Below are 26,325 nucleotides of genomic sequence, written 5' to 3'. Positions count from 1 at the left end.
TCGTTTGGTAGAGTAACATTATAAATGGATTTAGGAGGCAACAAGAATGAAAATGATGGACGCTAACGAAATTATTTCGTTTATTCAAAAAAGTGAAAAGAAAACTCCTGTAAAGGTATACATAAAAGGGGATTTAAAAGAAGTAACATTCCCTGAAACAGTACAAGCATTTGTGAATAAAAAATCAGGTGTATTATTCGGAGAATGGTCTGAAATTAAGACAATTCTTGATGAGAATAATAAGCACATCGTTGACTACGTTGTAGAAAACGATCGTCGTAATTCTGCAATCCCAATGCTTGATTTAAAAGGTATTAAAGCTCGCATCGAGCCAGGTGCTATTATTCGTGACCATGTTGAAATTGGTGACAACGCTGTAATTATGATGAATGCAACAATTAACATTGGTGCTGTAATTGGTGAAGGTTCTATGATCGACATGAACGCAGTACTTGGTGGACGTGCAACAGTCGGTAAAAACTGTCACGTAGGTGCAGGTGCTGTACTTGCAGGTGTTATTGAGCCACCTTCTGCAAAACCAGTTATCGTTGAAGATGATGTAGTAATCGGTGCAAATGTAGTTGTTTTAGAGGGTGTTACAGTAGGTAAAGGTGCAGTTGTAGCAGCGGGAGCTGTTGTAACAGAAGATGTGCCTCCATACACAGTTGTTGCAGGTACTCCAGCACGTGTAATTAAAGAAATTGATGAGAAGACAAAAGCAAAAACAGAAATTAAACAAGAGCTTCGTCAATTAAACCCAGAGAAATAAAAAGTAAAAAAAGCGTAAGAGCGTAAATGGGCTCTTACGCTTTTTATAGATAGAGGTGCAAAAATGACAGTAAGCAAATTTGTCCAAATTCGTAGAGATCTACATAGAATTCCAGAAATCGGATTTAAGGAATGGAAAACACAACAGTATATTTTAGATTATATAGGAACACTTTCTCATGAATTTGTGGAAGTGAAGACATGGAAAACGGGTGTAATCGTTAAAGTAAATGGAAAAAATCCCGAAAAAATAATAGGTTATCGTGCAGATATAGACGGTTTACCAATTACAGAGGAAACTGGATACGAGTTTGCTTCTATTCATGAAGGAATGATGCATGCATGTGGCCATGATGTACATACAACAATCGGTTTAGGCCTTCTAACGAAAGCTGTGAGCGAAAGAATAGATGATGACCTTGTATTTCTATTCCAGCCAGCAGAAGAAGGACCAGGCGGTGCTCTTCCTATGTTAGAAAGTGAAGAGTTAAAAGAATGGAAACCAAATATAATTCTTGGTCTTCATATTGCACCAGAATACGCTGTGGGGACAATTGCAACGAAAGAAGGACTGTTATTTGCCAATACTTCAGAATTATATATTGATTTAAAAGGGAAAGGTGGCCATGCTGCCTATCCACATACTGCAAATGACATGATTGTTGCAGCGAGTCATCTTGTTACACAGCTTCAATCCGTTATTAGTCGCAATGTAAATCCTCTTGATAGTGCAGTAATTACAATAGGGAAAATTACTGGTGGTACGGTTCAAAATATTATTGCAGAAAAATCTCGTTTAGAAGGAACAATTCGAACATTATCAGTGGAATCAATGAAGCGTGTGAAAAGCAGAATTGAGTCAATTGTTGCAGGTATCGAAGCTTCTTTCCAGTGTGAGGCGATTATAGATTACGGAGCAATGTATCATCAAGTATATAACCATGAAGAGTTAACGAGAGAGTTTATGGAATTTGTACATAAACAAACTGATATGAATGTTATTACATGTACTGAGGCAATGACGGGTGAAGATTTTGGTTATATGCTTCGAGAAATCCCTGGATTTATGTTTTGGCTTGGAGTAAATTCAGAATATGGTTTACATCATGCAAAATTAAAACCAGACGAAGAAGTGATTGAAAAGGCAATTACATTTTTAAGCCAATATGTAAAGTGGAAAGGGAATAGAAAATAAAACTTCCACTTTCTTGAAGGTTCCAAAAAACTTTTTGTTCTGAGGTGTAAGTAACGCTCGTATAGATTGATTTTAGACATTGACATACAAATGGAAGAATTAAAGTTAATTGTACTGTTTTAATAATGAGCAGGGGGGTTAGCCACTGCTCATTATTAATTATTTGACTAACTTATATATGTTTACTTTTAGTATGAAAAGTGTGTAAAATCAATGTGAAACATAGAAAAAAGGGTGGGGAATTACGTGCAAATTAGCAGTGCGATTTTATGTTTCGTCTTATATGCGTACGTTATTATTGCGGCGGTTTATTTTGGGATAAGTTTTTATGCCTATCGTCTAGTAGATAATAATGAATATGACGAAACATACAAATGGGTGAAGAGATATTTATCACCTGTACTAGAAATTATGAATGGGTTTGTGCTCTTTTTATTTATTGGATTAATTGCTTTTTCAACGAGTTTAGTAGGGAATAAAACTACGTTATTTGTATTGGGTATCATTATTTTTATGTTGTTAGGAATAAGGATTGGTAATACGGTCTTTTGGAATGAAAGAAAAGTAGATGGTTGGACGGGAATGTTAATTCCGTGCATGTTAGCTGCAATCGTGACAAATATAGAGCATGAATATTATCAATTACATTTTTGGCTTATTATCGTTTTAACAATTCTTTCTGTTTTGTATATAAGCACAGTAGTACTAACATATATTGCACATGAAAAAGGAGATGTTAAAGGCACTCGTTTCTTTAGAGGACGGGCATTATTTTGGAGTGTGCCGACGATGGTAGTTATCGCGCTTATTGCGATATTAGTAAATGGATATCAATTTTCTAATTGGCAACTATTTTTAGAAAATTGGTGGATCTTTATCTTTTCGTTTATTGCTTTTTTAGGTGCAACGCATTATTTATTCCATCAACATCATTACATATGGGCGTTGTTATTTGCATTCACACAGCTTCTATTTGCCTTTTTTGGTCAAGAAACATTATTATTCGTTTTTGAAACATTTAGTTCTTTTGGAAATATATTTGTATTTGCTATGCTACTTGTTGGTATCGCTTTTTACTTGCAACAATATTTTTATATACAAAAACAAAAATAAGAGCTAATTACAGTTTTTGTGACGCATATAAAGTGTGTTACACTGAAAATAAATAGTACTTGAAGTTATTGGAGGAATTCCCGTGGGTGAGAAAGAAAAAGAATTTGCTGTCATTGGACTTGGTCGCTTTGGTGGAAGTATTTGCCGAGAACTAGCTCAATTAGGAATGGAAGTAATGGCAATCGATTCAGATGAGGATAAAATTAATGAATTTGCAAATATAGCTTCGCATGCTGTAATTGCAGATTCAACAGATGAGATGGTATTAAAAAGCCTTGGTATTCGAAATTTTGATCACGTAGTCGTTGCTATTGGAGATAATTTAAATTCAAGTATTTTAACGACTTTGATTTTGAAAGAGTTGGGTGTAAAAAATATTACTGTAAAAGCTCAAAATGATTATCATGAAAAAGTGTTAAGTAAAATAGGTGCAGATCATATTGTGCATCCAGAACGTGATATGGGAAAAAGGATTGCTAATAATATTGCATCAAGCAATGTGCTAGACTACCTTGAGCTTTCAGATGAGCATAGTATTGTAGAGATTATTGCGAATAAAAAAATTGATGGGCACTCTTTAATTGAATTAGATATTCGTGCGAAGTTTGGATTGAATATTGTAGCAATTAAACGAGGCAAAGAAGTTATCGTATCCCCTCGAGCTACGGAGAATATTCAAGCAGGAGATATATTAATTGTCATTGGTCATGACGATGAAGTGGATCGATTTAAACACTTTTTAAGATAAGAGAAAAGAAAAGGACAATGCCTTCATGGCATTGTCCTTTTTCTTATATTTCCATAATGATTGGTAAAATCATTGGACGGCGTTTCGTTTTCTCATATAGGAATGGAGCTAATGTGTCTGTAATTTCATTTTTAATTTCAGACCATTGTGTTGTTTTACGCTCCATTACTTTTTCTAAATGAGTTGTAATTAATGTTTGTGCATCATTGATTAAATCGCTACTTTCACGCATGTAAACGAAACCGCGTGAGATGATATCAGGTCCTGCTGCAACTTTAAATTCTTTCATATCAATGCTTACAACTACAATTACTAGTCCTTCTTCAGAAAGGATACGACGATCGCGTAATACGATATTGCCAATATCTCCAATACCGTTTCCATCAATGTAGACCGAACCAGATGGGATTTTTCCAGCTACGCTAGCTTCATCCGAACGTAAAGCAAGAACATCGCCATTATCCATAATGAAGCAATTTTCTTCAGGGATGCCACAATCATTTGCTATGTTCATGTGCATACGCTGCATACGATATTCACCATGAATTGGCATGAAGTACTTCGGTTTAATTAGACGTAACATTAACTTTTGTTCTTCTTGTCCACCGTGTCCACTTGTATGGATATTTGAAAGTTTCCCATGAATTACATCAGCGCCAGCGCGGTACAACATGTTAATTGTACGACTTACGCTAATTGTATTTCCTGGAATTGGTGAAGAAGAGAAAACAACTGTATCTCCAGGAATAATTTGAATTTGGCGGTGTGTACCGTTTGCAATACGTGAAAGTGCTGCCATCGGTTCACCTTGACTACCTGTACATAAAATAACAACTTTATTAGCTGGTAAGCGGTTTAGTTGAGATGCATCTATGAATGTATCTTTCGGGCAACGAATATAACCAAGGTTTTGTCCAATTTCAATCGCTGCTTCCATACTTCGACCAAACACAGCTACTTTACGGTTGTTTTCAACAGCAGCTTCAACAACTTGTTGTAAGCGGTGAATATTTGATGCAAAGGTTGCGAATATAATCCGTCCTTCTACTTTACGGAAAATGTCTTGAATGCTATCACCAACGCGACGCTCAGACATAGTAAAGTTTGGAACTTCACTGTTCGTACTATCAGATAATAGACATAGTACGCCATCTTTACCGATTTCAGCCATTTTTGTTAAATCAGCTGGTTCACCAACTGGTGTGAAGTCAAATTTGAAGTCACCTGTATGAACGACTTGACCTTGAGGTGTTTTCACAACAACGCCGTACGAATCTGGAATACTGTGAGTTGTACGGAAGAAGGATACAGACGTTTTTTTGAATTTAATAACGTCATCTTCTTGAATCTCGTAAAGTTTTGCTTTACGAAGTAAGCCGTGTTCTTCTAGTTTGTTTTTGATGAGTGCAATTGCTAATTTTCCGCCGTAAATTGGAATGTTCACTTGACGTAATAGGTAAGGGATTCCGCCGATATGATCTTCGTGACCATGTGTAATGAATAACCCTTTAATTTTATCTTCGTTTCGCACAAAATAAGTGTAGTCTGGTATTACATAATCGATTCCGAGAAGTTCGTCCTCTGGAAATTTAATTCCAGCATCAATTATAATAATTTCATCTTGAAATTGAACAGCGTATGTATTTTTACCGATTTCACCAAGCCCACCGAGAGCAAATACAGCAACTTGGTCGTTTTTTAGAAATTTCATATCGCTATACGATTTCCGCTAATGTTAAATCAGCGTTTTCTTTTTCATATTCAAGATGAGCGCCAGTAACAGACTGAACAAACTCGATATTATATGCGAACTTATTTAATTTTGTACGAACATCCTTTTCAGACGTAGCCTCTAAATATAAAACTTTTGTATTTTCACGTACTGGAACCTCAGTTAATTTTTCTTGATAAAATACTTTAAAAATCATTTGGAAAACCTCTCCTTGTCTATGTTTTGCATTATCTGTTACTTATTATAAAGCAAACAGTCACGATTTTCATGTTTTTTCGAATGAGAATGAAGAAAAAGCCCGAAATGGGCACAATTTAAGCGACTGTCTTTTTACGAACTAGACCATTTAAATAACGCTTGAGCTTTTTCTTCAGCTTCTTCAGCATGATTACTCCTTCCTTTCCTTATTTTAAACATGCCTATTACTAGTGAAAACTCTATCTCTGATATAAGAGATAGGACAAAAGTGAATGGTGAATCTTGTCCTTTCCCATACAGTGAAAGTTATTCTATAGTAACGATTAGTAGCCGTTAGTTATAGGTATAGTATGAGGAAGAATGGAAAAGAAAATTCATACGAACAAGTATCCACATGTTTTACTAATATATATATGCAAAGTTTACAAATAAGGTCAGAAAGGGAACGCTTTCTTCACAGATGTTTAATATGTTATACTTTTTTTTAGAATTTGAAAAGTGATATTCAAAATAGGAATATAGAGTGCCAGAAAGGATTTTGACAAATGAATGATAAAATTGTCTTTTTTGATATTGATGGAACATTATTAGATCATGATAAAAAAATTCCGCAATCTACACGAGATGCAGTAAAACAGTTACAAGAAAAAGGTGTACATGTAGCAATTGCGACAGGGCGCGCGCCATTTATGTTCGAAGATATTCGTAAGGAACTTGATATACATAATTATGTTAGTTTTAATGGACAATATGTTGTCTTTGAAGATGAGGTAATATTTAATAATCCGTTACATCCAGATGCTTTACATAAGTTTACTCAGTTTGCAAAACAAGAAGGATATCCACTTGTATATCTTGACCATCAAGATATGAGAGCATCAGTGGAATATCATGATTATGTGAAAGAAGGCTTTGGAAGCTTAAACTTTGAGCATCCAGCATATGAGCCTAATTTTTATGAGGAACGTAATATTTATCAAACACTACTTTTTTGTGAAGTAAATGAAGAGGAAAAGTTTATTAATCATTATCCAGATTTTCATTTTATTCGTTGGCATGCATATTCAATGGATATCATTCCGAATGGTGGTTCTAAGGCAAAAGGAATTGAGAAATACATTGAAAAGTTAGGTTTTAATCGTGATCAAGTGTATGCATTTGGAGATGGCTTAAATGATTTAGAAATGATCGAAGCCGTTGGCACAGGTATTGTGATGGGAAATGGCCATGAAGACTTGAAAAAACTTGCAAATCATGTGACAAAGGATGTTAATGAAGACGGTATATATCATGGACTAAAGTGGGCTGGATTGCTATAAGTGAATATGGAACCCATTTCATAATAAAAAGGCGGAAGATTAACTTCCGCCTTTTTATTATTATCGCTCTAGAGGTTTGGAATCATCAGGAGCGGCAAAAGGATTTTCTTTATTGATATGGTCATAGAACATAACGCCATTTAAATGGTCAATCTCGTGCTGAAATACGATTGCTGGTAAACCTTTTAAACGTAATTTTACTTCTTCTCCGTTAATAGAAGTTGCTTTTACTGTAATTCTTGTATAACGAGGAACATAACCAGGTACTTCGCGGTCTACAGATAGACAGCCTTCACCACCCTGTAAATATGTACGTTCAACAGAATGGCTAATGATTTTTGGATTGAATAATGCATGGCTATATAATGTACCATCCGCATCGGTTACATGAACTGCAATCATTTTTTTTGAAACACCGATTTGCGGAGCCGCTAATCCGATTCCAGGGCGTAAACTATATTTTTCAGCCATTTCAGGATCTTGGCTATTTATTACGAATTCAATCATTTCTTTTAAGGTAGTTGTATCTTCTTCGCTTGCCGGTAAGGACACCTCTTCTGCAACGTTGCGCAAAATAGGATCTCCTTCGCGAATAACATCTTTCATTGTAAGCATATGTAATCTCTCCTTTCCTCTTTAGTCTACCAAAGGAGATGGAAAAAGTCATCGGCAAGAAAGGGAAGGCATTTTGGAAATCGTTCTATTATAGAGTAGTTATGTATGTGGTAAACAGAAAAAGACGGCAAAGCCGTCTTTTTCTTTCCATAGTTGTTTCGTTTTACAATTAGCGAATGCAAGCAGCACCAACGATAATTAAAAGAATAAACAACACAACGATTAAGGCGAAGCCGCGTCCAGACCCGCCACAAGAACCGCCATAACCGTAGGAAGGATATGAACAAGTTGGATAGCAATATGAGTATCCGTACATGAGATGACCTCCTTTATCATTTCCCGCTAATACTGCGGTTACTATAATGTATGGAAGAGAGGGTAGAAATGTATAGGTATTTACCTAAAAAAGGAAGAGTAGTTTGTATATTTTTGTTACGAAGAGAGAAAAACTAAAGAGAATTAAATCGTTTACATATTATTCTAAGAGAAAAAATAAGTGAAAAAGGGAATAATATAACAGTAGGTCAATGCTTACTAATACAGATGTAAAAAATAAAAACACGTTTGTGTAGTAGAAACCTGCATATTATTTATAAAAAAACGTATTCAAAGTAATTGACATCGTAATTAGAATAGTTGTAAACTAAAAAACGTGATCAAGATTGTATTAATATGTTTCTGAAAAAACATTAGTACAGATTGTTAGGTACACAAAATTATTCTCAACCGACATACAAACATGTTGGTTTACATCGTTGCGCTTTTTAAACTGGAAAATAGCCAGTGAAAGCGTTTCAGAATATGGTTCAAGAGAGGAAGAGGTGAACGGAATGGGTACTAAAACAAAAAAGACCCTATTTAATGTTGATGAGCAAATGAAAGCTATCGCAGCTCAATTTGAAACATTACAAATTTTAAATGAAAACGGTGAAGTTGTGAATGAAGCAGCTATGCCTGAATTATCTGATGATCAATTAAAAGAATTAATGCGTCGTATGGTGTATACTCGCGTATTAGATCAACGTTCTATTTCTTTAAACCGTCAAGGACGTTTAGGTTTCTACGCACCTACAGCTGGACAAGAAGCTTCTCAATTAGCAAGTCATTTCGCACTTGAAGCAGAAGACTTCATCTTACCAGGATACCGTGATGTACCACAATTAGTATGGCACGGATTACCATTATACCAAGCATTCTTATTCTCTCGTGGACACTTCATGGGTAACCAAATGCCTGAGAATGTAAATGCATTAGCTCCACAGATCATTATCGGTGCGCAAATCATCCAAACTGCTGGTGTTGCGTTAGGTATGAAACTACGTGGTAAAAAATCTGTTGCAATTACTTACACTGGTGACGGTGGTGCTTCACAAGGTGACTTCTACGAAGGTATGAACTTTGCAGGTGCATTCAAAGCTCCAGCAATCTTCGTTGTTCAAAACAACCGTTATGCAATCTCTACTCCAGTAGAAAAGCAATCTGCAGCTAAAACTGTAGCACAAAAAGCAGTAGCAGCAGGTATTTACGGAATTCAAGTAGACGGTATGGATCCATTAGCTGTATACGCAGCAACTGCTTTCGCTCGTGAGCGCGCAGTAAATGGCGAAGGCCCTACTTTAATCGAGACTTTAACATTCCGTTACGGTCCACATACAATGGCTGGTGATGACCCAACTCGTTACCGTACAAAAGATATCGAAAACGAATGGGAACAAAAAGACCCAATCGTACGCTTCCGTAAGTTCTTAGAAGCTAAAGGCCTATGGTCTCAAGAAGTTGAAGAGACAGTAATCGAAGAAGCAAAAGAAGATATCAAACAAGCAATTGCTAAGGCTGACCAAGCTCCAAAACAAAAAGTAACTGATTTAATGGAAATCATGTACGAAAAAATGCCTTACAACTTAGCTGAACAATATGAAATCTACAAAGAAAAGGAGTCGAAGTAAGCCATGGCTCAAATGACAATGATTCAAGCAATCACTGATGCTTTACGCGTTGAAATGAAAAATGACCCTAACGTACTTGTATTTGGTGAAGACGTTGGTGTAAACGGCGGTGTATTCCGTGCTACTGAAGGTTTACAAGCTGAATTTGGTGAAGATCGTGTAATGGATACTCCACTTGCAGAGTCTGGTATTGGTGGACTTGCAGTTGGTCTTGCACTTGAAGGATTCCGTCCAGTTCCAGAAATCCAATTCTTCGGTTTCGTTTATGAAGTAATGGATTCAATTTCTGGTCAATTAGCTCGTATGCGTTACCGTTCTGGTGGACGTTGGACTGCTCCAGTAACAGTTCGTTCTCCATTCGGTGGTGGTGTTCATACTCCTGAACTTCATGCTGATAGCTTAGAAGGATTAGTGGCTCAACAACCTGGTCTAAAAGTTGTTATTCCATCTACTCCATACGATGCTAAAGGTCTTTTAATCTCTGCGATTCGTGACAACGATCCAGTTATCTACTTAGAGCATATGAAATTGTACCGTTCATTCCGTCAAGAGGTACCAGAAGGTGATTACACAATTGATTTAGGTAAAGCTGATATCAAACGTGAAGGTACAGATGTATCTGTTATCGCTTACGGTGCTATGGTTCACGCTGCATTAAAAGCTGCTGAAGAACTTGAAAAAGAAGGTATCTCTTTAGAGGTTGTTGACTTACGTACAGTTCAACCATTAGATATCGAAACAATCATCGCTTCTGTTGAAAAAACAGGTCGCGTAGTTGTAGTTCAAGAAGCTCAAAAACAAGCTGGTATTGCAGCTAACGTTGTAGCGGAAATTAACGACCGTGCAATCTTAAACTTAGAAGCTCCAGTTGTACGTGTTGCAGCTGCTGATACAGTATTCCCATTCTCTCAAGCAGAGAGCGTATGGTTACCAAACCACAAAGATATTGTTGAAGCTGTAAACAAAGTAATGAACTTCTAATTTTTAGCTTTTCATGTGCAAAAGAAATCAGCACATGCTGGTTTCTTTTGTACATATTCCATAATAATGAAATGAATCAGGGGGCTGAATTCCGTGGCATTTGAATTTAAACTACCAGATATCGGTGAAGGTATCCACGAAGGTGAAATCGTAAAATGGTTTATTAAACCAGGCGATGAAGTAAACGAAGACGATGTACTTCTTGAAGTACAAAATGATAAAGCAGTAGTAGAAATCCCTTCTCCTGTTAAAGGTAAAGTACTTGAAGTACTTGTAGAAGAAGGAACAGTTGCAATCGTAGGAGATACATTAATTAAATTTGATGCTCCTGGATACGAAAACCTTAAATTTAAAGGTGACGATCATGATGAAGCTCCAAAAGCTGAAGAAGCAGCAGTAGAAGCTCCAGCAGCGGAAGCTACTCCAGCAGCAACTGCAGAAGTAGTAAATGAGCGCGTAATCGCTATGCCATCTGTTCGTAAATACGCTCGTGAAAAAGGTGTAGACATTCATAAAGTAGCTGGTACTGGTAAGAATGGCCGTATCGTAAAAGCTGACATCGATGCATTTGCAAATGGTGGACAAACTGTAGCAGCAACTGAGGCTCCAGCAGCAGTAGAAGCTACTCCAGCAGCAGCGAAAGAAGAAGCACCAAAAGCACAACCAATCCCAGCTGGTGAATATCCAGAAACTCGTGAGAAAATGAGTGGTATCCGTAAAGCGATTGCGAAAGCAATGGTTAACTCTAAACACACAGCTCCTCACGTAACATTAATGGACGAAGTAGATGTAACAGAACTTGTTGCTCACCGTAAGAAGTTCAAAGCAGTAGCAGCTGACAAAGGTATTAAATTAACTTACCTTCCGTACGTTGTTAAAGCTTTAACATCTGCATTACGTGAATACCCAATGTTAAACACTTCTTTAGACGATGCATCTCAAGAAGTAGTTCATAAACATTACTTCAATATCGGTATCGCAGCTGATACAGACAAAGGTCTATTAGTACCAGTTGTTAAAGATACAGATCGTAAGTCTATCTTCACAATCTCTAACGAGATCAATGATCTTGCTGGTAAAGCACGTGAAGGTCGTCTAGCTCCAGCTGAAATGAAAGGTGCTTCTTGCACAATTACAAACATTGGTTCTGCAGGTGGACAATGGTTCACTCCAGTTATCAACCACCCAGAAGTAGCAATCCTTGGTATCGGCCGTATCGCTGAAAAACCAGTTGTGAAAAACGGTGAGATCGTTGCAGCTCCAGTATTAGCATTATCTCTAAGCTTTGACCATCGTTTAATTGACGGTGCAACTGCTCAAAAAGCGTTAAACCAAATTAAACGTCTATTGAATGACCCACAATTATTAGTAATGGAGGCGTAATAACAATGGTAGTAGGAGATTTCCCAATTGAATTAGATACAGTCGTTGTTGGTGCAGGTCCTGGTGGATACGTTGCGGCAATTCGTGCAGCACAATTAGGTCAAAAGGTAGCAATCATTGAAAAAGCTAACCTTGGTGGCGTATGCTTAAACGTTGGATGTATTCCTTCAAAAGCGTTAATCAATGCAGGTCATCGTTATGAGAATGCAATGCATTCTGATGACATGGGTATTACTGCAGAAAACGTAAAAGTTGACTTTACAAAAGTTCAAGAATGGAAAAACGGCGTAGTTAAGAAATTAACTGGCGGTGTTGAAGGCCTTCTTAAAGGTAACAAAGTTGAAATCATTCGCGGTGAAGCTTACTTCGTAGATGCTAATACATTACGCGTTATGACTGAAGATGCAGCTCAAACTTATACGTTTAAAAATGCTGTTCTTGCAACTGGTTCTACACCAATCGAAATTCCAGGATTCAAATACTCTAAACGTGTTATCAACTCTACAGGTGCTTTAAGCTTACCTGAAATTCCTAAAAAACTTGTTGTAATCGGCGGCGGTTACATCGGTATGGAATTAGGTACTGCATATGCTAACTTCGGTACAGAAGTTACTGTAGTAGAAGCTGGCGACGAAATCTTAGCTGGTTTCGAAAAAGCTATGAGCTCTGTTGTTAAACGTGCTCTACAGAAAAAAGGTAACGTAAATATCCATACAAAAGCTATGGCTAAAGGCGTTGAAGAAACAGAAACTGGCGTAAAAGTTAGCTTTGAAGTTAAAGGTGAAATCCAAACTGTAGAAGCAGATTACGTATTAGTAACTGTAGGTCGTCGTCCAAACACTCAAGAAATCGGTCTTGAGCAGGTTGGAGTTAAAATGACTGACCGCGGCATCATCGAAATCGATGAGCAATGTCGTACAAATGTACCAAACATCTATGCAATCGGTGATATCGTTCCTGGACCACCATTAGCTCACAAAGCTTCTTACGAAGGTAAAGTAGCTGTAGAAGCAATTAGTGGCCATGCATCAGCTATCGATTACATCGGAATTCCTGCAGTATGCTTCACTGATCCAGAATTAGCATCTGTTGGTTACACTAAAAAACAAGCTGAAGAAGCTGGAATGACTGTAACTGTATCTAAGTTCCCATTCGCTGCTAACGGTCGTGCATTATCATTAAACAGCACTGACGGTTTCTTACAACTTGTAACACGTAAAGAAGATGGTCTTCTTGTAGGTGCTCAAGTTGCAGGTGCAGGTGCTTCTGATATTATCTCTGAGATTGGTTTAGCTATCGAAGCTGGAATGACAGCTGAAGATATCGCTCAAACAATCCATGCTCACCCAACATTAGGTGAAATCACAATGGAAGCAGCTGAAGTTGCTCTTGGAATGCCAATTCACATTGTAAAATAATTTAAGTAATGTAAATAGCCCTTCTCTTATTGTAAGAGAGGGGCTATTTTTATTTTCATCAAATGACTTGCAAGGTCTTTAAACGTACTTGTCGAATGAATATATAATACTTTAACAAATGATTCCGGCTTAACTTACTTCAAAGGTAATATATATCATCCTATAATATGTAATTGATTCAAACGTACCCCCATATATTAATAAAATAGAGCATGTCAAAGGAGAAGGTTCCATGAAAATATTACATGTTATATTTTATCATTTACTACTATGGAGTGGCTTTTCCACTGTATTAACATTATCGAATGGTGATAAGTTTCATTATAAAGTTATTCTTTTTTTCGTATTTCTATATTTAGCCTATGTAATAGCATATTTTGTATTGCACGTAAGAAAGCAAGCTTTATTTCTTACATGTTCGAATTGTATATTATTTTTAATCATATTATCTATTTTTTAAATTAGCGTTTATAAAAATACATTGTTCTTCCATTAAATAATTGTAACTCTCCTTCTAATTTCTTCGCTAAAAAACGGCAAAATTCATTTGCTTTCCCTTTGTCACCAAATGTTGCATTAGGTGGTAAAGAAACTTGGATGAAAGATTGTTCATTTTCTATACCAACACCAATATAAATTGAGTCATACCGGTCGTGATTGGATTGAAGTTTTAATGTTGTTGTAGATGTATCTAAAATTTCATAAGGAAAAGCGGTATTTGTATACGTGTAATTAATTTGGGCACCAGTTTTAGAAGTAACTGCTTTATAATAATGAAAAAGTTGTTTTATATCATCTATTGAAACTGATTGTTGGTTGGATTTCGGTACAAGCGTAATAAAGGCGTGTTGCATATAAGTTCCCCCTAACTTAGTAGAATACTATCATTCTACATCCTACTGAATTTTTTGACAATTAAAAGGAGTATTACATGTTTTGTTTAATATACTATTAATGAAACGTGATGTAGAAAGGTGGAAACCAATGTTTGAAAAATTGTATGATGAGCATGAAAGTGTGAAGGTACGATTTTTAGGGTTTATGACACATGATACACGTTATGATTTTGGTGTTATTTATACAAATATGTTTTTTGGAAAGCCGCTCATTGTTTGTATGCAAACAGGAAGGTCTACTTTACTCGGACGAGATGATGTAGAGAATGTTCAATATATACAGGAGATTTTTAAATTAGGATCAGAAGAGGAAGCAAAGGAGTTAGCTCAGTTTTTCAAATTTCTAGTTCCGTCAACTTCTTTACATGCGGAATATGAAGAATAATTAATGTGAAACAGTCGTACTTATAAATATGGCTGTTTTTTATTTGAATATCGCATACTAATTTAAATTGAAAATATTTAATGTGTTATACTAAAAACCTATTGACGTAAAAAGTATAACATATTAAAATAAAGACAGAAAGTTAAGCGGTTACAAAAAAGTTTTTGGGATTATAAACTTAGGGGGAAATGAAAAATGGGAACAATCGTATGTCAAGATTGTGAAGGTACAATTGCACACTTCGAAGATGAGAAAGTAACGGTACTTTACGGGAAATGTGGATCTTGCGGATGTGATCACACAGAGCATACAAAAGCCCAATAATTGATAGGAAATGGACAGCTAAAAGTTTTTAGGACCATAAACTTAGGGGGAAATGAAAAATGGGAACAATCGTATGCCAAGTATGTGAAGGAACAATCGGACATTTTGAAGATGAGAAAACGACGGTACTTTACGGAAAATGCGGAACAAATTGTGACTGTGCTAGAAAAGATAATGCGAAAGCTTAATGATAAATAAATAGATTACTATTGAAACTCAGGGGGAAATGAAAATGGGAACAATCGTATGCCAAGTGTGTGAAGGAACAATTGGACATTTTGAAGATGAAAAATCAACAGTACTATACGGGAAATGTGGATCTCATTGCGAATGTGACCATAAAGAACATACAAAAGCTTAATAATAAGAAAAAGCGCCTACATGTGTAGGCGCTTTTTTAATAAATTGTAGTTGTATGACCAACTGTTGCAACGATTGCATCATCCCTAATCGGAATAAAGCTTATGGAGGTCTGTGGTGTACTAGAAGAAGCGTATTGGCTCATTATACGACTATCGATACGGGTAATAGTATCGGTCAAGAAAGCTGAAATAAAAGCGTAAGGGACTCGTCGTTCATTTAATGAATAAATAATTTCTTCTTTTGTTTTTACACCTACGCCATGCCCGTAAAAAAAGAAATTTCCTAAATAGATTGTATTTTCTCCTTGCCATTCAATCGTAGCTGGATTTACTTGTGGGTTTTTAAAGTAAACGAGGTCACCTGGAACAAGATCGCCACCGTTTTTTGTTATGAGCCTTAGATCTTGGTCGTAGTCCCATGTATAAAGTAAAAGGTTTGCAAATAGACGATTGAAAGTTTCTTCCTCATACAATGATAGTAAAGCTTTATAAAAAATAATGATCATAGCGGTTGCGCATTCAGTTCCATATAGTTTTCCGTTTTTGAAAATATCCTGTATGGCAATAGAAGGTGGTATGTTTGGAAGAAGCTCGAATCCTCCAAGAGACGTTCTTTTCCAATACTGGGGGTTGCAAAAGGATTGCTGAAATGTACGAAACTGAAATCCACTTTGAAAAAGCTCTAGTGCAGAGATAATAATATTAACTCGTAAATTGAGATCAAAGCTGAGTTCATCAGCTGTTCGGAAGGAATAAACTTCTTGATTTCCTGCCATTATTGATAAAATTTGTTGTTTCTCTGCTGCAAATGGCTCGTATTCATTTGTAATATAAGGATGTACAATAGAACGGCCTATTACAATCATAATAGTATCCCCACCTATACGTTACATTCTTAAGTATCGTATGAAGAAAAGGAAAAAAGGTGAAAAAAAAGCCTATCAACTGATAGGCTTGTACTCTTTAATAACACGTAATGTTTGTAATGTCATATCTTCAGGACCTTGTACAGGTAAACCTGCTTCTAAGTTTTTACGAATATACTCTAAGTTTTCTTGTGTAATAATTTCCCCCGGAGTAAAGATTGGAATCCCTGGCGGATAAACCATAACAAAATCAGCTATAATACGCCCCGCTGCATTTTCAAATGGAATGACTTCTGTTTCCGAATAAAAAGCATCTCGAGGAGAAAGTGCTAGCACTGGAATTTCTGGAATCTCTACTTGTACTTGAACACCTTTATCTGCCCTATTTCTAAATGTTGCTGCTAAATCTTGTAATGCTGCAATAAGTGTATTTGTATCACTTTCTGTATCTCCCAAAGTGATAAGACATAGTATGTTGTATAGATCTGAGAGTTCTACTTCAATGTTATATTGCTCTCTAAGCCATACTTCAGCTTGGTGGCCGGTAATACCTAAATCTTTTACAGATACAATTATCTTTGTAGGATCATAGTTAAAGGTAGCATCTGTACCTAACATTTCTTTTCCAGGACAGTAAAGATGCTCAATAGAATTTATAGCATCACGAACATGCTCAGCTAATTGTATTGTTTGTTCTATGAGTGCTGTTCCTTCTGTAGCAAGACGTTTTCTCGCAACATCAAGGGATGCTAACAAGATGTAAGAAGTTGATGTGGTTGTAAGCATGCTAATAATAGATTGGACATGCTTTACATTCACTAAGCCTTCTTTCACATTAAGAATAGAACTTTGAGTTAAAGAGCCTCCTAATTTGTGAACACTTGTTGCTGCCATATCCGCACCAGCTTGCATCGCTGACATAGGTAATTCATCGTGAAAATGAATATGAACACCATGAGCTTCGTCGACTAGTACAGGGATGTCATAAGAATGTGCTAATTGTACAATCTGTTCTAAGTCTGCAGCAAACCCAAAGTACGTTGGGTTAATAACAAGTAAGCCCTTTGCATCTGAGTGCTCTTCAAGTGCTTTTTTGACAGATTGAATTGTGATTCCATGAGAAATACCGAGCTTCGGATCGATTTCAGGATGCATGAAAATCGGTTTTGCACCTGAGAAAATAATAGCTGACATTACTGATTTATGCACGTTTCGTGGTACTAGGATTTTGTCACCAGGACCGCAAACGCTCATCACCATTGTCATAATAGCGCCACTTGTACCTTGAATAGAAAAGAAAGTATGATCTGCACCGAATGCGGCTGCTGCTAAATCTTGTGCTTCTTTAATCATACCTTTTGGATGATGTAAATCATCGAGTGGCGCAATATTAATTAAATCAATTGCTAATGCATTATGCCCAATAAATTCGCGAAATGTAGGATCCATGCCCTGTCCTTTTTTATGACCAGGAATATGGAATTGAATTGGATTTCGCTTACTGTGCTCAACTAAAGCGGTAAACAATGGTGTTTCGTATTGGGACAATCTATACACCCCTTCTTCTTCATAATATTTAGTGTAATTTGTTTTATATAATCCTGCTCTAAAAAAGTGTAGCCCTTTTTAGAATAAGGCTTGTTTTTCTGCCATTCAAAAAATCGTTTTTGAGATGGTAGCTTCACTTTATTTTCTATAAAACAAAAGCATTATATCACCAATAATTATAGATGTATAGAAAAAAATCTTTTTAAGGTGAGTATGTTTAATAGTTAGCCTCAACTAATGAATAGAGGAAGACAATTCCATTAAAATGAATAAATAGTGTATAATGCAGAGTGGCTATAATGAAGAATAAAATATTCTCTTTAAGATAGCATAATGAAACAAGAAGAAATGATAAATGAGGTGCAAAATGGAATATCAATATCCGTTAGATTATGATTGGTCAAATGAGGAAATGGTTACAATGGTGAAGTTTTATGAAGCGATTGAGAAAGCTTATGAAAAAGGAATTATAAGAGAAGAGTTAATGGGTTTATATCGTCGTTTTAAAGAGATTGTTCCATCGAAAGCAGAAGAAAAGAAAATTGATAAAGAATTTCAAGAGGTAAGTGGATACTCTATATATCGTGCTATTCAAAGGGCAAAAGAAGTCGAAGAACAAAAGCTTGTAAAAATGTAAAAAATATTTTGAAAAATAAAAACTGAAGTGATATAATGTGATAACAACTAAAAACGGACAATATAAATTGTCCGTTTTCTACTATCGATTACAAAGTGCATATAAAGGAAGGAGTGATTGCATCGTAGATTCAATCTTAGCAAGGAATTGTTCGTTGGTCATTGCTGAAAACTCCTCTGGTGATATATGAATACCAACTAATAATTCTGCTTTTTTTACAGTAGCTAATCGTTCAATCATCTTTTGTAAGTCTTCGGTTTCAAGTGTTTTATGTAATTTCACACTTGGTTTAGTATGGTCAATGGACCAAACGAAGTCATTTGGAATATTTGTTTTTAAATCATTTAAATGTTCTAAGAAGGCATGAGCCGTCTCAACTTTTTGTGGACACTCATAGATTAAACCAAAGTATATGAAGGCATGAGTACCCCATAAGCCGATTTGGAAATGCGGTAGCATTTTATATCCTCGTTTATTTGTTGAAAAAGCAACCCAAGTATCGTTTGGTGGATTGACTTTGCGGCGTGCGTGTTTTGCAACATGATAAAAAAAGTTCTCATCAGTTTGTTTGGATAAGTATTCTGCAAATTGTTCCCCTAAAGCTTCTAGCTTAGGATGAATGTTCGTTTTAATTGCACTCATTCGTTCTTCGAGACCATCAACTGTAAAGACATCAAAATCAGTTGATTTGAATGTTTGTATTGTCATGATTGTTCCTCCAACTCCTATTTTGCTTTTATTTTAGCATAGCTTGTACTATTCATAAAAAAAACAGCACAAAAAAATTTAAATAAAAAAATATAATTTTGTTGCATAGATGATTTATCCAACATAGTATAGTATAAAACAAAAAATCAGAAAATTGAATTAATTCTAGTCCGAGGGCAGACGAATATTGGGAGGAGGCAAATAATATGAGACAGGTGATTAATGCGTTAAAGAGAACAGATGCTGAAAAGAGAATACCGGTGCTACGTTTGGAGCTAGATTATGAATTAGCAACTTTATATGATGCGATGATGGAAGATGATAACCAGAAAAAAGAAGAGTGTGTACAAAAGTTAGAAGTGTTAAGACTTGAAATGATTCGTTTAGAAGCGTAATAATAGTATATGTATAAAAAATTAGTTGGTGCGAACCTTATAAAGGGTTCGTTTTTTCTGTGAACAGTATAGATCGGAGTGTTTAAACATGCAAGAAGTATGGAAAGACATCGATGCACACGCCAAACGGTGGATTCGGGATGCAGGAGAGCATTTAATGGCATCAATGAAAAAAGCACTTATTATAGAAACAAAATCAAATGCAGCTGACTTAGTTACAAATATGGACCGAGAGATAGAACAGTTTTTAATTGGGAAAATTAAAGAAACATTCCCGAATCATAATATTTTAGGAGAAGAGGGTTATGGAGACGAGATAACGTCTTCTGACGGGGTTGTTTGGTTAATTGATCCAATTGACGGCACGATGAACTTTGTTCATCAAAAAAGAAATTTTGCGATTTCAATTGGGATTTATGAGAACGGTATCGGAAAGATTGGACTTATATATGATCCAGTGCATGATGAACTATATCATGCAGTCAAGGGATCTGGAGCTTTTTGTAATGGTATATCAATTCCTCCATTGGAAAAAGGAACTGTAGAGCAAGGTATTGTAGCTTTAAATGCGATATGGCTTACAGATAATCCATTGCTTAATATGGAAAGTATGATGGCACTTGTTAAGAAAGCAAGGGGCACAAGGTCATATGGCTGTGCAGCATTAGAGATGGTATACGTTGCAACAGGAAGAATAGATGCATATGTAACGCCGAGATTATCACCATGGGATTTTGGCGGAGGGCAGATAATTGTAGAAGAAGTTGGAGGTAAGGTGACGACATTCTCTGGAGCGCCACTTTCTATCATAGAGAAGAGCAGTGTGTTAGTTGCAAAACCAGGAGTGTATGAAGAAGTGTTATCGTTTATATGAGAGCAACAAAAAAAGTAAGAGGCTGTGTATAAGCTTCTTACTTTTTAGCGTTATTGTGATTTGCGCATTTTTCTTTTTGTTACAAAACCGTATCCAACTGTAACAAATGTGCCGATAATGCAAATAATAATACCGATTGGACTATTTTCAGCAATCATAATGCCGATACCGATTAAGAAAATAACACCGATAATTGCAGTTAATAAAAAGCGATATTGAATGTGTTCCATTTCTTCACCCTCCAATCTCATTTTACTTTCACAAAAGTAAGAATACAACTATATTTTCATTCTTGCTTTTATTTTAATTGCTATTGTATCCCCTTCGCTCTTATAATAGAGAAGGATTAAAAAGACATTAGGAGTTGGACATGTTGAAAAAACGACAAGATTTACGTAATATAGCAATTATTGCCCACGTTGACCATGGTAAAACAACACTTGTTGACCAGTTATTACGTCAAGCGGGGACTTTCCGTGCGAACGAACACGTTGAAGAACGCGCAATGGATTCAAATGATCTAGAAAGAGAACGCGGTATTACAATTTTAGCGAAAAATACAGCGATTCACTATGAAGATAAAAGAATTAACATTTTAGATACACCTGGTCACGCTGACTTCGGTGGAGAAGTAGAACGTATCATGAAAATGGTTGATGGTGTTTTACTTGTTGTTGATGCATATGAAGGTTGTATGCCACAAACACGATTTGTTTTAAAGAAAGCTCTTGAGCAAAACTTAACTCCAATCGTAGTTGTAAACAAAATTGACCGTGACTTCGCTCGTCCAGATGAAGTAGTTGATGAAGTAATCGACTTATTCATTGAGCTTGGTGCAAACGAAGATCAATTAGAGTTCCCAGTTGTATTTGCATCAGCAATGAACGGAACAGCAAGCTTAGATTCAAATCCAGCAAATCAAGAAGAGAATATGAAATCATTATTCGATACAATTATCGAACATATTCCAGCACCAATTGATAACAGCGAAGAGCCACTTCAATTCCAAGTAGCACTTCTTGATTACAACGACTACGTTGGACGTATTGGAGTTGGTCGCGTATTCCGCGGTACAATGAAGGTTGGACAACAAGTTGCTTTAATGAAAGTAGACGGAAGCGTGAAGCAATTCCGCGTAACGAAATTATTCGGTTACATGGGATTAAAACGTCAAGAAATTGAAGAAGCAAAAGCAGGGGACTTAGTAGCCGTTTCTGGTATGGAAGACATTAACGTAGGTGAAACAGTATGTCCAGTTGAACATCAAGATGCGTTACCATTATTACGTATTGATGAGCCAACACTACAAATGACGTTCCTTGTAAATAACAGCCCATTTGCAGGTCGTGAAGGTAAATACATTACATCTCGTAAAATTGAAGAGCGTCTTCGTTCACAATTAGAAACAGATGTAAGTTTACGTGTAGATAATACAGATTCTCCTGATGCGTGGATCGTATCTGGACGTGGGGAACTACATTTATCTATCTTAATTGAAAACATGCGTCGTGAAGGTTATGAATTACAAGTATCTAAGCCAGAAGTAATCATTAAAGAAGTTGATGGCGTAAGATGTGAGCCTGTAGAGCGCGTACAAATCGATGTACCTGAAGAATACACTGGTTCTATTATGGAATCTATGGGTGCACGTAAAGGTGAAATGTTAGATATGGTGAATAACGGAAACGGTCAAGTTCGCCTTACTTTCATGGTTCCAGCACGTGGTTTAATTGGTTACACAACAGAATTCTTAACATTAACTCGTGGTTACGGTATTTTAAACCATACATTCGATTGCTACCAACCAGTACACGCTGGACAAGTTGGTGGACGTCGCCAAGGTGTTCTAGTTTCACTTGAAACAGGAAAAGCATCACAATACGGTATTATGCAAGTTGAAGACCGTGGTGTAATCTTCGTTGAACCAGGTACAGAAGTATATGCTGGTATGATTGTCGGAGAACACACTCGTGAGAACGACTTAACAGTTAACGTTGTGAAAATGAAACAACAAACTAACATTCGTTCTGCGACGAAAGATCAAACTTCAACAATGAAGAAACCACGCCTAATGACTTTAGAAGAATCATTAGAGTACTTAAACGATGACGAGTTCTGTGAAGTAACTCCAGAATCAATTCGTCTACGTAAAAAGATTCTTGATAAGAGTGAGCGCGAAAGAGCTGCTAAGAAAAAGAAATCTGTTGAAGCGTAAAAATAAAAAAACAACGCCCTTTATAAAGGGCGTTGTTTTTTTATTTTGTTTATTTTTTAGAATATTTACTCTTTTTTGTGGACAGTATTTTTTTTGCGAGTTACTCTTGTATTAAGTGTATAAAGAAAATTGCATTTTACTGCTAGGGGGGGAAGAGTGTGTTAGAAAGGATGTCTTTTTTTGCAAAATTGTGTAAGGTAGATGAAAATCCAGAGTTAGGAATGTGGTTACTTTATGGGACGATTATTATATTAAGTGCTCTCGTTTATAATTTAGGGTTTGCTAGAAAGTTGTCTGTACTAAAAAATATTGTGATATACATATCATTAGCAATTGGATGCACAGTATTAACCTTTTTTGCTGTGTTTTTACCTGTTGGAGAAGGACTTGTTGTAGCGGCAATTGTACTTGGAATTTATAGACTGCGTTTGCGTCAAGCGAAACAACAAAAAGCAGGATAAGAAAGGGGAGTTTTCATGCGTTCAGTACAAGATGTACTATATAATTGGTTAACAATTAAAACAGTTGCGGAAGCACGTCCAGATGATAGTGCTGCAAAAGAAACATATTTGTTATTTCAAAATATGGTATATGAAGAACATAAATTAAGAAATGTGGAAGTCGAAAAGAACGAGGAAATGTATTTAATTACATATGAAATAAATGGAGAACAGAAATCTGCAAGGTTTCCGTTAGAAGCCATTGATTGTTTTTTGGATCAGATGAATCGTGAACCAGAAAAATATAAATAAGTCCTTATCTATATGAGTAAGGACTTATTTACATTTTACCAATCATCTTCGATTTTTTTATCACGATATAATCGGAAATTACCACTTGCATGACGTTCCATTGTACGCTCTGCAATTCGTTCCGAACATTCCATGCACATATATGTATGAATAGGGCGATTACGCAGTTTTTTTGCCATAGGATTTTCATCATCTAACATATCTTTTTTATCACAAATCATACATTTGACTCTCATTTCGTCACCTCAATACGAATTCTATCAGTATAAGTATATCATGGAAGTATAATGTTTTTGAATAATAGTGGGAAAAAATAATATTTTCGCAATTCAAAAAATAAGTTATGATAAGGATATACCAAGTATATTTGGAGGTGAAAATATGGCGAATGTAGTAGAGCCTACCTTAACAGAGGATTTAGTACAAACGTTGCGTAAAGAGTGTATTGTTATGATAGCAACGACAGATTTCGAAAAACAAGTTCCTAACGTAAGTGCTATTTCTTGGGTGTATGCAGTGAGTGAAACTAGTATTCGATTTGCAGTAGATCAACGTTCACGTATTGTGGAAAATATACGTCATAATACAGGTGTGGTATTGACTATAATGGCGAATGAATCCGTATTTTCTATAAGTGGTGCAGGTGAAATTTTGACAGATAGAATGGAAGGTATTTCTCTAAAATTAACTGTAATAGAAGTAAAGGTGCAAGAAGTGCGTGATGTTATGTTTTATGGAGCGAAACTTGCAATTGAACCAACATATGAAAAAACATATGATCTTCGGGCAGCGAAAAAGCTGGATAACGAAGTGTTAGTAGGGATAAGAGAATTATAAAGATGCTAAATAAGAAATTCGTTTATTCACTTTTGTAGTCGGTTATTGTGATTTAACGTTAATAATTATAATAAAAAGTAATATATTGAATAGAAATGAATAAAGAATAAATAAAAGGTTTAATGACTATGATTTTCGATTCTACCTCGTTTACACGGTACATATAATTATAACAATGGTTCGTCCATATTTTATGGATGAAACCCTTGTTCTACAAATTTAAAAGTGGAGTCAGGGGGTAACAGGTTGGATAAAATTTATGTGTTAGATACGAATGTACTTTTGCAGGATCCTTTATCTATTTTTTCATTTGAAACCAATGAAGTAGTGATTCCAGCAGTTGTATTAGAAGAGGTTGATTCGAAAAAACGTTATATGGATGAAGTAGGAAGAAACGCTCGTTATGTATCTAAGTTAATAGATAAATTTCGTGAAATAGGAAAGCTGCATGAAAGTATCCCGCTAGAAAACGGCGGAACATTTCGTATTGAATTGAACCATCGTTCATTTGTGCAACTACAAGATATTTTTGTAGAAAAAACAAATGATAATCGAATTTTAGCTGTAGCAAAAAATCTATCTTTAGAAGAACAGGAAAAAGAGGACGGGAAGTCTGTTATTTTAGTAAGTAAAGATGTACTCGTAAGGGTAAAAGCTGATGCAATTGGTTTGAAGGCTGAAGATTATTTAAGTGATCGCGTAATTGAAGTAGAAAATATATATTCTGGTTTTTTAGAAGGATATATATCAAAAGAACAATTGGATTATTTTTATGAGAAAGGTGAATTGCCTCTATCTGAAATTGCGAATCATCCTTTTTACCCAAATCAATTTGTAGTAATGAAAGATGCATTAGGGGGCTCTAGTTCTGCGCTTGGCATTGTGGATCACTTAGGGAAGAAGGTAAAGAAACTTATTTTTCACAATGAACAAGTGTGGGGGATACGACCACGAAACGTGCAGCAAATTATGGGATTAGAATTGTTGCTTCGTGAAGATATTCCGCTTGTAACGTTAACGGGGAAAGCCGGCACAGGAAAAACGTTACTTGCGTTAGCTTCGGGACTTATGCAAACAGAAGACTTAGGGTTATATAAAAAATTACTTGTGGCAAGACCAATTGTTCCAGTCGGAAAAGATATCGGTTATTTACCAGGAGAAAAAGAAGAAAAATTAAGACCATGGATGCAGCCAATTTTTGATAACCTAGAGTATTTATTTAATACGAAAAAGCCAGGAGAGTTAGATGCTATTTTAGCTGGAATGGGTTCGATTGAAGTAGAAGCCCTTACTTATATACGCGGGAGAAGTATTCCAGATCAGTTCATTATCATTGACGAAGCACAAAATTTAACAAAGCATGAAGTGAAGACGATATTAACTAGGGTAGGGGAAAAGAGTAAGATTGTATTGATGGGAGATCCTCAGCAAATTGATCACCCATATTTAGATGAATATAATAATGGCTTAACGTATGTTGTAGAGAAGTTTAAAGAACAGCGTATTAGTGGTCATGTGAAGTTTGTTAAAGGGGAGCGATCTAATTTAGCTCAACTAGCAGCAGATTTATTGTAAAAAGGAGTGAGCTTAAGCTCACTCCTTTTCTTTAAATAATTGTAAATTTACGGATGTTACGGATTGGATTTTGTTGATTAGATCCATCGTTGAAATAGAGATGAACAGGCCCGTCTTCTTTTAATGGTTTTCCTTCTTTTGAAAAGCCTAGTATAGCATTTTTGACAGTTTCTAATGGAAGTGTCATTGTATGATCTACCGTTTCAATTTCAACTTGCGTAGCGTCCTCTAAAATTTCAGCGTTAGCAAGGAATGGATGAAATGGTATACCAAATGTTCCAGTAATCAGCTGTTCTTTTTTATATTTCTTCACACTTTGTTGTATTGGAGGAAAAGCGGCACCATCACGGATTTCGCGATCCCAATGTTCTGAAGTGTTTTTTAAATAAGTTTCTAGTTCAGACGTGTTTTCTCTAGTTTCATCAAAGTAAGTTGTCAAATCTACTTTTCGATCATCAAAGATCCAAACAGTTGGATCAATAGTGATTGGAAAACGTACTTTTCCGTTAATAAATAAAATTTCGCTCATTGTTGT

At 35.9% G+C, this 26,325-nt stretch carries 33 protein-coding genes; 22 read left to right on the top strand and 11 right to left on the bottom strand.

The window, feature by feature from the left end; genetic code table 11:
• The first annotated feature begins 46 nt into the window (after window positions 1-46).
• The 4 genes from dapD to DN401_RS18720 all read left to right on the top strand — a co-directional run bounded on the left by dapD (window position 47) and on the right by DN401_RS18720 (window position 3,824).
• Window positions 47-769 carry a 2,3,4,5-tetrahydropyridine-2,6-dicarboxylate N-acetyltransferase gene (gene dapD, locus DN401_RS18735; RefSeq protein WP_000783241.1) on the top strand — a complete coding sequence of 241 codons (723 nt, stop codon included), beginning with the start codon at window positions 47-49 and terminating at the stop codon, window positions 767-769.
• A gap of 63 nt (window positions 770-832) precedes the next feature.
• Complete coding sequence (locus DN401_RS18730) at window positions 833-1,963, top strand: N-acetyldiaminopimelate deacetylase (protein WP_000218672.1); 1,131 nt, start codon at window positions 833-835, stop codon at window positions 1,961-1,963.
• A gap of 246 nt (window positions 1,964-2,209) precedes the next feature.
• Window positions 2,210-3,076, top strand: a complete 867-nt coding sequence (locus tag DN401_RS18725) for a cytochrome c oxidase assembly protein (RefSeq protein ID WP_001167324.1) — start codon at window positions 2,210-2,212, stop codon at window positions 3,074-3,076.
• Between the two features lie 82 nt (window positions 3,077-3,158).
• Complete coding sequence (locus DN401_RS18720; protein WP_000504032.1) at window positions 3,159-3,824, top strand: potassium channel family protein; 666 nt, start codon at window positions 3,159-3,161, stop codon at window positions 3,822-3,824.
• A 43-nt stretch (window positions 3,825-3,867) separates the two neighbouring features.
• On the opposite strand, the gene rnjA is transcribed toward DN401_RS18720, so the two are convergent.
• Together rnjA and DN401_RS18710 are read right to left on the bottom strand one after the other, a co-directional pair.
• Window positions 3,868-5,535 carry a ribonuclease J1 gene (rnjA, locus tag DN401_RS18715; RefSeq protein ID WP_000670377.1) on the bottom strand — a complete coding sequence of 556 codons (1,668 nt, stop codon included), beginning with the start codon at window positions 5,533-5,535 and terminating at the stop codon, window positions 3,868-3,870.
• Window positions 5,536-5,539: 4 nt separating this feature from the next.
• On the bottom strand, window positions 5,540-5,752 hold the full coding sequence (locus DN401_RS18710; RefSeq protein WP_000576435.1) for a DNA-dependent RNA polymerase subunit epsilon: 213 nt from the start codon (window positions 5,750-5,752) through the stop codon (window positions 5,540-5,542).
• Between the two features lie 547 nt (window positions 5,753-6,299).
• Here DN401_RS18710 and DN401_RS18700 point away from each other — a divergent pair.
• Window positions 6,300-7,073, top strand: coding sequence for a Cof-type HAD-IIB family hydrolase (locus DN401_RS18700; protein WP_000998268.1), 774 nt, complete (start codon window positions 6,300-6,302; stop codon window positions 7,071-7,073).
• 60 nt (window positions 7,074-7,133) lie between these two features.
• On the opposite strand, the gene def is transcribed toward DN401_RS18700, so the two are convergent.
• Together def and DN401_RS18690 are read right to left on the bottom strand one after the other, a co-directional pair.
• Window positions 7,134-7,688 carry a peptide deformylase gene (gene def / locus DN401_RS18695; RefSeq protein WP_000957048.1) on the bottom strand — a complete coding sequence of 185 codons (555 nt, stop codon included), beginning with the start codon at window positions 7,686-7,688 and terminating at the stop codon, window positions 7,134-7,136.
• 169 nt (window positions 7,689-7,857) lie between these two features.
• Entirely contained in the window at window positions 7,858-8,004 is a 147-nt protein-coding gene (locus DN401_RS18690; protein ID WP_000274562.1) for a YjcZ family sporulation protein, read from the bottom strand.
• A 514-nt stretch (window positions 8,005-8,518) separates the two neighbouring features.
• On the opposite strand from DN401_RS18690, the gene pdhA reads away from it, so the two are divergent.
• The 5 genes from pdhA to DN401_RS18665 all read left to right on the top strand — a co-directional run bounded on the left by pdhA (window position 8,519) and on the right by DN401_RS18665 (window position 13,876).
• Complete coding sequence (gene pdhA / locus DN401_RS18685) at window positions 8,519-9,634, top strand: pyruvate dehydrogenase E1 component subunit alpha (RefSeq protein WP_000536895.1); 1,116 nt, start codon at window positions 8,519-8,521, stop codon at window positions 9,632-9,634.
• Between the two features lie 3 nt (window positions 9,635-9,637).
• Window positions 9,638-10,615, top strand: coding sequence for a pyruvate dehydrogenase complex E1 component subunit beta (gene pdhB, locus DN401_RS18680; protein ID WP_000068168.1), 978 nt, complete (start codon window positions 9,638-9,640; stop codon window positions 10,613-10,615).
• 93 nt (window positions 10,616-10,708) lie between these two features.
• Entirely contained in the window at window positions 10,709-11,998 is a 1,290-nt protein-coding gene (gene pdhC / locus DN401_RS18675; protein WP_000863419.1) for a pyruvate dehydrogenase complex dihydrolipoyllysine-residue acetyltransferase, read from the top strand.
• 5 nt (window positions 11,999-12,003) lie between these two features.
• Complete coding sequence (gene lpdA, locus DN401_RS18670) at window positions 12,004-13,416, top strand: dihydrolipoyl dehydrogenase (RefSeq protein ID WP_000260104.1); 1,413 nt, start codon at window positions 12,004-12,006, stop codon at window positions 13,414-13,416.
• 232 nt (window positions 13,417-13,648) lie between these two features.
• Window positions 13,649-13,876: a hypothetical protein gene (locus DN401_RS18665; protein WP_000697469.1), complete on the top strand. Its 228-nt coding sequence runs from the start codon at window positions 13,649-13,651 to the stop codon at window positions 13,874-13,876.
• 1 nt (window position 13,877) lies between these two features.
• Here the strand turns inward: DN401_RS18665 and DN401_RS18660 are convergent, their stop codons facing one another.
• On the bottom strand, window positions 13,878-14,270 hold the full coding sequence (locus DN401_RS18660) for a DUF1885 family protein (RefSeq protein ID WP_001163291.1): 393 nt from the start codon (window positions 14,268-14,270) through the stop codon (window positions 13,878-13,880).
• Window positions 14,271-14,400: 130 nt separating this feature from the next.
• Between DN401_RS18660 and DN401_RS18655 the strand changes: the two genes are divergently transcribed.
• From DN401_RS18655 to DN401_RS18640, 4 genes are all read left to right on the top strand, one after another.
• Window positions 14,401-14,697: a DUF3055 domain-containing protein gene (locus DN401_RS18655; RefSeq protein WP_000462038.1), complete on the top strand. Its 297-nt coding sequence runs from the start codon at window positions 14,401-14,403 to the stop codon at window positions 14,695-14,697.
• A 195-nt stretch (window positions 14,698-14,892) separates the two neighbouring features.
• On the top strand, window positions 14,893-15,021 hold the full coding sequence (locus DN401_RS18650) for a GapA-binding peptide SR1P (RefSeq protein ID WP_000536778.1): 129 nt from the start codon (window positions 14,893-14,895) through the stop codon (window positions 15,019-15,021).
• A 59-nt stretch (window positions 15,022-15,080) separates the two neighbouring features.
• Window positions 15,081-15,209 carry a GapA-binding peptide SR1P gene (locus DN401_RS18645; protein ID WP_000536803.1) on the top strand — a complete coding sequence of 43 codons (129 nt, stop codon included), beginning with the start codon at window positions 15,081-15,083 and terminating at the stop codon, window positions 15,207-15,209.
• 44 nt (window positions 15,210-15,253) lie between these two features.
• The gene (locus DN401_RS18640) at window positions 15,254-15,382 is read left to right on the top strand and encodes a GapA-binding peptide SR1P (RefSeq protein ID WP_000536796.1); all 129 of its coding nucleotides are present in this window, start codon (window positions 15,254-15,256) and stop codon (window positions 15,380-15,382) included.
• 36 nt (window positions 15,383-15,418) lie between these two features.
• Here DN401_RS18640 and DN401_RS18635 read toward each other — a convergent pair whose 3' ends face one another.
• Entirely contained in the window at window positions 15,419-16,249 is an 831-nt protein-coding gene (locus DN401_RS18635; RefSeq protein ID WP_000635337.1) for a protein-glutamine gamma-glutamyltransferase, read from the bottom strand.
• 75 nt (window positions 16,250-16,324) lie between these two features.
• Complete coding sequence (gene speA, locus DN401_RS18630) at window positions 16,325-17,797, bottom strand: arginine decarboxylase (protein ID WP_000084899.1); 1,473 nt, start codon at window positions 17,795-17,797, stop codon at window positions 16,325-16,327.
• Window positions 17,798-18,164: 367 nt separating this feature from the next.
• Here speA and DN401_RS18625 point away from each other — a divergent pair, with 367 nt between their 5' ends.
• The gene (locus tag DN401_RS18625; protein ID WP_000456562.1) at window positions 18,165-18,434 is read left to right on the top strand and encodes a UPF0223 family protein; all 270 of its coding nucleotides are present in this window, start codon (window positions 18,165-18,167) and stop codon (window positions 18,432-18,434) included.
• A gap of 81 nt (window positions 18,435-18,515) precedes the next feature.
• Here the strand turns inward: DN401_RS18625 and DN401_RS18620 are convergent, their stop codons facing one another.
• Window positions 18,516-19,142 (bottom strand): YktB family protein, encoded by a 627-nt coding sequence (locus DN401_RS18620; protein ID WP_000155317.1) that lies wholly within the window; start codon window positions 19,140-19,142, stop codon window positions 18,516-18,518.
• A 206-nt stretch (window positions 19,143-19,348) separates the two neighbouring features.
• Between DN401_RS18620 and DN401_RS18615 the strand changes: the two genes are divergently transcribed.
• Together DN401_RS18615 and DN401_RS18610 are read left to right on the top strand one after the other, a co-directional pair.
• Complete coding sequence (locus DN401_RS18615; RefSeq protein WP_001250165.1) at window positions 19,349-19,537, top strand: hypothetical protein; 189 nt, start codon at window positions 19,349-19,351, stop codon at window positions 19,535-19,537.
• A gap of 88 nt (window positions 19,538-19,625) precedes the next feature.
• Window positions 19,626-20,411, top strand: coding sequence for an inositol monophosphatase family protein (locus DN401_RS18610; protein ID WP_098212668.1), 786 nt, complete (start codon window positions 19,626-19,628; stop codon window positions 20,409-20,411).
• A gap of 50 nt (window positions 20,412-20,461) precedes the next feature.
• Here the strand turns inward: DN401_RS18610 and DN401_RS18605 are convergent, their stop codons facing one another.
• Window positions 20,462-20,641, bottom strand: a complete 180-nt coding sequence (locus DN401_RS18605; protein ID WP_000400127.1) for a DUF5325 family protein — start codon at window positions 20,639-20,641, stop codon at window positions 20,462-20,464.
• Window positions 20,642-20,781: 140 nt separating this feature from the next.
• On the opposite strand from DN401_RS18605, the gene typA reads away from it, so the two are divergent.
• The 3 genes from typA (at window position 20,782) to DN401_RS18590 (ending at window position 23,378) form a co-directional block, all read left to right on the top strand.
• Window positions 20,782-22,626, top strand: a complete 1,845-nt coding sequence (gene typA / locus DN401_RS18600; protein ID WP_000914762.1) for a translational GTPase TypA — start codon at window positions 20,782-20,784, stop codon at window positions 22,624-22,626.
• Window positions 22,627-22,784: 158 nt separating this feature from the next.
• Entirely contained in the window at window positions 22,785-23,087 is a 303-nt protein-coding gene (locus DN401_RS18595) for a YlaH-like family protein (RefSeq protein WP_000893662.1), read from the top strand.
• Window positions 23,088-23,102: 15 nt separating this feature from the next.
• On the top strand, window positions 23,103-23,378 hold the full coding sequence (locus DN401_RS18590) for a hypothetical protein (protein ID WP_001258156.1): 276 nt from the start codon (window positions 23,103-23,105) through the stop codon (window positions 23,376-23,378).
• Between the two features lie 35 nt (window positions 23,379-23,413).
• Here DN401_RS18590 and DN401_RS18585 read toward each other — a convergent pair whose 3' ends face one another.
• The gene (locus DN401_RS18585; RefSeq protein WP_002082250.1) at window positions 23,414-23,614 is read right to left on the bottom strand and encodes a YlaI family protein; all 201 of its coding nucleotides are present in this window, start codon (window positions 23,612-23,614) and stop codon (window positions 23,414-23,416) included.
• Window positions 23,615-23,759: 145 nt separating this feature from the next.
• Here DN401_RS18585 and DN401_RS18580 point away from each other — a divergent pair, with 145 nt between their 5' ends.
• Complete coding sequence (locus DN401_RS18580; RefSeq protein ID WP_000024593.1) at window positions 23,760-24,215, top strand: pyridoxamine 5'-phosphate oxidase family protein; 456 nt, start codon at window positions 23,760-23,762, stop codon at window positions 24,213-24,215.
• A gap of 246 nt (window positions 24,216-24,461) precedes the next feature.
• The gene (locus tag DN401_RS18575) at window positions 24,462-25,790 is read left to right on the top strand and encodes a PhoH family protein (protein WP_000358083.1); all 1,329 of its coding nucleotides are present in this window, start codon (window positions 24,462-24,464) and stop codon (window positions 25,788-25,790) included.
• A 31-nt stretch (window positions 25,791-25,821) separates the two neighbouring features.
• On the opposite strand, the gene DN401_RS18570 is transcribed toward DN401_RS18575, so the two are convergent.
• A complete protein-coding gene (locus DN401_RS18570; RefSeq protein WP_001289809.1) occupies window positions 25,822-26,319 on the bottom strand; it encodes a molybdopterin-binding protein in 498 nt (165 codons plus the stop codon).
• Window positions 26,320-26,325 lie beyond the last annotated feature (6 nt).

It is taken from the genome of Bacillus sp. BF2-3, from assembly GCF_008368795.1.
In the GTDB taxonomy this organism is placed as follows: domain Bacteria; phylum Bacillota; class Bacilli; order Bacillales; family Bacillaceae_G; genus Bacillus_A; species Bacillus_A cereus.
The sequence above is the reverse complement of the archived record's forward strand: the minus strand, read 5'-3'. Positions and strand labels throughout refer to the sequence as shown.